At 60.0% G+C, this 4,919-nt stretch carries 7 protein-coding genes; 1 reads left to right on the top strand and 6 read right to left on the bottom strand.

What is annotated here, in order from left to right; translation table 11 throughout:
• The coding region (locus CW742_RS07245; protein ID WP_292418478.1) for a TfuA-like protein at positions 1-401 on the top strand (401 nt) is incomplete at its 5' end.
• Positions 402-413: 12 nt separating this feature from the next.
• Here the strand turns inward: CW742_RS07245 and CW742_RS07240 are convergent.
• From CW742_RS07240 to CW742_RS07215, 6 genes are read right to left on the bottom strand one after another with little or no spacing between them, the layout of a single operon-like run.
• Positions 414-1,010, bottom strand: a complete 597-nt coding sequence (locus tag CW742_RS07240) for a CDP-alcohol phosphatidyltransferase family protein (protein ID WP_292418475.1) — start codon at positions 1,008-1,010, stop codon at positions 414-416.
• Positions 1,007-1,519, bottom strand: coding sequence for an adenylate kinase family protein (locus tag CW742_RS07235; protein WP_292418472.1), 513 nt, complete (start codon positions 1,517-1,519; stop codon positions 1,007-1,009). Before CW742_RS07235 ends, CW742_RS07240 begins: the two co-directional genes overlap by 4 nt.
• The gene (gene hisC / locus CW742_RS07230; protein WP_292418470.1) at positions 1,516-2,574 is read right to left on the bottom strand and encodes a histidinol-phosphate transaminase; all 1,059 of its coding nucleotides are present in this window, start codon (positions 2,572-2,574) and stop codon (positions 1,516-1,518) included. Before hisC ends, CW742_RS07235 begins: the two co-directional genes overlap by 4 nt.
• Complete coding sequence (locus CW742_RS07225; RefSeq protein WP_394339461.1) at positions 2,558-3,688, bottom strand: aspartate aminotransferase family protein; 1,131 nt, start codon at positions 3,686-3,688, stop codon at positions 2,558-2,560. The genes hisC and CW742_RS07225 overlap by 17 nt, the downstream gene beginning before the upstream one ends.
• Positions 3,689-3,714: 26 nt before the next feature.
• Positions 3,715-4,632, bottom strand: coding sequence for a glutamine-hydrolyzing GMP synthase (gene guaA, locus CW742_RS07220; RefSeq protein ID WP_292418467.1), 918 nt, complete (start codon positions 4,630-4,632; stop codon positions 3,715-3,717).
• A 15-nt stretch (positions 4,633-4,647) separates the two neighbouring features.
• Entirely contained in the window at positions 4,648-4,833 is a 186-nt protein-coding gene (locus CW742_RS07215) for a hypothetical protein (RefSeq protein ID WP_292418464.1), read from the bottom strand.
• Between the last annotated feature and the right edge of the window lie 86 nt (positions 4,834-4,919).

Raw genomic sequence — 4,919 nt, 5'->3', positions numbered from 1 at the left:
CCGAGATGGACACGCTCGGCATGACCGGAATAGGCGAGGTGTACCGGATGTACAAGAGCGGGGAGCTCATCTCAGATGATGAGGTGGCGCTTGTCTTCGATCCGGAGACCGGACTTTCTCTTTCGGAGCCTCTGGTGAATATCCGGTTCACGCTGAAACGGGCCGAGACTGAAGGGATCATCAGCGGGCAGGAGCAGGCCGTTCTGCTCGCGGCGGCCCGGTCGGTCTTTTACCCGCAACGCACCTACCCGAAGATCGTCTCATCGGCCGGGGCATCTCTCGATCTCTCTATCGCACAACGGTTCCTATCGTGGGTAAAGGATCATTCCGTGGACAGAAAGAGGCTGGACGCGATCGAGGCCCTGGAATACATCCGGGACCTGGCCACCAAAGGTTCCTGAAAAAAAGGGTTTTTACTCCACTTTCGCCCAGACGTACGCGAACCGCTGGAGTGCGGTGATGTGGCCGAAGAGGCCGAAGAGGACGAGCATCCAGCCAAGGAGCGTGAGCCCGACAATCGGCGAGGGGTACAGAAGGCTTGCGATACCGACTACCAGGATCATCACCAGCCGGTCTGCCCGGCCAAGGATCCCGCCATAGTATCTCCCGACCCCAACGGCCTGCGCCTGCGTGCCAAGATAGGATGACATCAGGACGCCGGTCAGGGCAAAGACTCCGATCTGCCACGGGGCAAGGCCGCCGGCAAAGATACCGGTGATAATGAAGATGTCCGCGTACCGGTCCACGGCATGGTCGAGGAAGTCGCCGCGCTTGCTCTGGGCCTTCATCTCCCGGGCAACGGCCCCGTCCATGGCATCACAAAATGCATTTGCGGCAACGGCAACGACGGCCCAGAGCACCATGTTGAAGAAGAAGAGGAGCCCCGCTGCCATCGACGCAAGGAGCGCCGCGATGGTGAAGAAGTTCGGGGTGAGCCGGCACCGGATGGCAACCGAAACCAGCGGGTCGAAGTAAACCTTGGCGCTGGAACGGTACTGGTCGAGAGTCACAGGTGTGCCTCCAGGTAGGACGACCAGTCGATGTGGCCGAAGTCTGCCGGGATCTCCCCGCGGACGAACGCCTCGATCCGGTCAGCGCAGTACGGGGCATCGCGGCCGGTGGTGTCGAGCTCGAAGATATGCGAGGGATCGTGTTCTTCAACCGTTTCGATGAGACAGGAGTCCAGGGCTTCTGCTTCGGCATTCTCCCGGATCTTTGCGTCCCGGTACTTCCGCTGTTTCAGGCGGAGCTTAAGCTCGTCGGGCCGACAACGGAGAACAACCACGAGGTCGCAGGGGAGCAGGTGAGCAAAATGCCCCTCCACAAAACCGTTAACGGGCTGGAATTCTGCAACCCACCGGTCCACGTCGACAACCTGTACATCGCGCTTCTCGTCTTCACCGGTAACGTACGGTCCGACTGTATCGGTGAGATGGACAACGGTGTGGCCACGGCGTGCCAGTTCGTCCGCTATCACCGATTTCCCAGTGCCGGGCGTGCCGGTGATGCCGCACATCATAGGCTGTTGATCACCTCGATGAAGAGTTCGTTCTCCCAGTCCGCGCCAATACTGGCCCGGATATAATGATCCTCAAGACCGGTGAAACTCCGGCAGGAGCGGACTACCACGCCCTTCCTTGCGAGCTCCTCGACAATCTCGTCGCTCTTGTGGGGCGAGACATCGATCATGACAAAGTTTGCGTCGGAGGGCATGACAGGGAATTTCACTTCTTCCGTGAAGCGCTTGCGCCAGCGTTTCACCTGCGCGATGTAGCGATCCGCACGCTCCCTGTCAGCCAGCGCCGCTGCGGCAGCAGCCATGGACACGGCGTTGACCGCAAACGGCGTCCCCGCCCGGTTGTACCACGGCGGGAGCCAGCGGGGCGTGAAGGCATAACCGACCCGGAGCCCGGCAAGGGCGTAGACCTTGGAGAGGGTCCGACCGAGGACAAGGTTCTCATGCTTTCTCATCAGCGGGAGGTAATCGATCCCCGAGAACTCCACGTAGGCATTGTCCAGGAAGAGCAGTCCCTCGATTCCTTCGAGGATCTCCTCAACTACCGGAACCGGGGTTGCATTGCCGGTCGGGTTGTTGGGGGAGCAGAGAACCGATACCTTCGCATCCTTTGCTTCCTTCAATAATTTCCTTGGATTGACCGAGAAGTCTGCTTCCCGGGGAACCGTTGCCACCACAGCACCCTGCCCCATAGCGGCAAGCGCATAAAAGGAGAATGTCGGGGTCGAGATCACGACCTTCTCGCCGGGTTCGACCAGCGTGCGGAAGAGAGTCTCGATGACCCCGTCCATCCCGACACCGGTCACGAAGTGTTCGTGCGCATAGGTAGCCCTAAGAGCGGTCATGAGGATGCTGGCCTTCTCATCGGGATAGCGGTTGACGGACTTCAGAGCCTCTTCTGCTGCAGCAAGTGCTGCCGGGGAGAGCGGGTCGGGATTCTCGTTGCTCGCGAGCCGGGCTATGCGGGTTATGCCGTACTCGCGTGCGATATCCTCCGCTTTCTTTGCGAAGACATACCCGCTCTTCTTCTTGTAGCAGGATCTAACCAAGCGCTCCATTGATAACCTTCACTACCCGGTCGATTTCCGCATCGGAGATGGTGAGCGGGGGCACAAGACGGAGGTTGCCATCTGCTGCGCAGTTGACGAGCACGCCCTGCTCCGCACACTTCTTCTGGATCTCCGGGCACTTATCTCCGATGGTCATCCCGATCATCAGCCCCCGGACACGGGGGTTGTGCTTCGCGAGCCCCTTCCGGAAGAGCTCGCCCTTGCGGGCAACATCGGGAAGCACCATCTCGATGACCCCGATTGTGGCAAGCGCTGCTGCACATGCCAGCGGCCCGCCGGCAAAGGTGCTGCCGTGCTCGCTCTTCCTGAACTCCAGTCCTTCGCGGGCAACAAGGGCACCCATGGGGAAACCGCTCGCGATCCCCTTTGCTAAGGTGACGATATCCGGGCTTACCTTCGTGTGCTGCATGGCAAGCCACTTGCCCGTGCGACCCATGCCGGTCTGCACCTCGTCCACGATCATGAGCGCTCCCGTCTTGTCGCAGACCTCGCGGATCCCCTCAATGAAACTGTCAGGGGGGATGATAACGCCGGCTTCACCCTGGATCGGCTCCACTAGGACTCCTGCGGTATCGCTGTCAACGGCCTTCCTCAGGCCGTCCACATCGCCGTACTCGACAAAGGTCTTGACCATTCCAAGCGGCTCGAAGGGCTCGCGGATGGCGGGCTTGTGGGTGACTGAAAGCGACCCCACGGTACGCCCGTGGAACCCGTGGGTGAAGGCTACGAACTTCTTCTTCCCGGTCCTGACGCGGGCAAGCTTGAGCGCCCCGTCGGTTGCCTCGGCTCCCGAGTTGGAGAAGAAGGCCTTGTGCATGCCGGTGACCTCGACGAGCTTCTTTGCAAGGTCGCCCTGGTGCGGCACATAGTAGAGGTTCGAGCAGTGGATCAGCTTATGCGCCTGGTCGCATATCGCCTTCACCACCGCCGGGTGACAGTGGCCGGTGCTGCAGACCGCAATGCCTGCCACGCAGTCGATATACTCCGTTCCTTCCGCATCCCAGACCTTCGAACCCTCACCCTTGACAAGGGCGAGTTCCCGGGAGAAAGCGGGCATGAAATAGCGCTCGTCAAGCGCTTTCATCTGTTGTGTTGTTTCCATTCCCATCACGTTGTACAATTCAGAAATTATTCGTATTCGATCGTTGCCGGCGGTTTTGCCGTGATATCGTAGACCACCCGGGATACACTCGGGATATCTGCGGTGATCCGGGAGCCGATTCTCATCAGCTGGTCGAACGGGATCTCCAGCGGGTCTGCGGTCATACCGTCTCTTGAGTTCACGGCACGGATCGCCACGATCCAGCCATGGATCCGGTTATCGCCCTTGACACCGGTGCCGAGGCCGAGGAGGGCGGCAAAGCACTGCCACGGGCGGTACTTCTCCACCAGTTCGTCCTCCACGATCCAGTTCGCTTCACGGATGACGGCGACCTTCTCTCTCGTCACTTCGCCCAACACTCTCACGGCAAGGCCGGGGCCGGGGAACGGCATCCGGTGCTGGATCTCCTTTGGCATGCCGAGCGCACCTGCAACGTCCCGCACCTCATCCTTGTACAGGTCGCGGATGGGTTCGATGACCTTGGTGAACTCCATGTGGAGCGGCATTCCTCCGACATTGTGGTGGCTCTTGATGCCCCCTTCGCTCTCGATCCGGTCAGGGTAGATCGTGCCCTGGAGCAGGCACTTTGCCCCGTGCTTCTTTGCTTCGCGTTCAAAGACCCGGATGAACCGCTCGCCGATCGCCTTCCGCTTGGCCTCGGGGTCTGTGATGCCCTTGAGGGCGTCGAGGAACTCGTCCTCCGCATGCACGATATCGAGCCGGATGTCCGAGAAGATGGTCCGGATCCGCTCGGTCTCGCCTTTCCGCATCAGGCCGGTGTCGATATAGATCGGGATGAGGTTGTCGCCTATTGCCCGGGCTGCAAGGACAGCACAGACAGAGCTGTCGACACCGCCTGAGAGAGCCATGACGACCTTGTCAGTTCCCGCGGAGGTTTTTATCTCCTCGATTGCCTTTGCGATGAATTTTTCCGTATTGACCATGAGTGACCTGCTCCCTTATTTTGTCCGCTTGTTCGCCCTGCATGCCTCGACAAATCCGAGATAGGGCGGCGATGGTCTCGTGGGCCGGGACTTGAACTCCGGGTGGAACTGGGTGGCAAAGAAGAACGGGTGGTCCGGTAGTTCCAGGCATTCCATCCGGCTCTTGTTCGTTCCCGAGAAGACGATCCCTACCGTCGCCATTTCTTTTGTTACCCCCGGGTTAACTCCTTACCGGTCCCGTGTCCGCTCGACAACCGCACTTTCCTCTAACCGTTTCCCGCCAATTG

The sequence above is a fragment of the Methanoregula sp. genome (assembly GCF_002835825.1).
In the GTDB taxonomy this organism is placed as follows: Archaea; Halobacteriota; Methanomicrobia; order Methanomicrobiales; family Methanospirillaceae; genus Methanoregula.
This window is presented reverse-complemented; position numbering and strand designations above follow the sequence as displayed.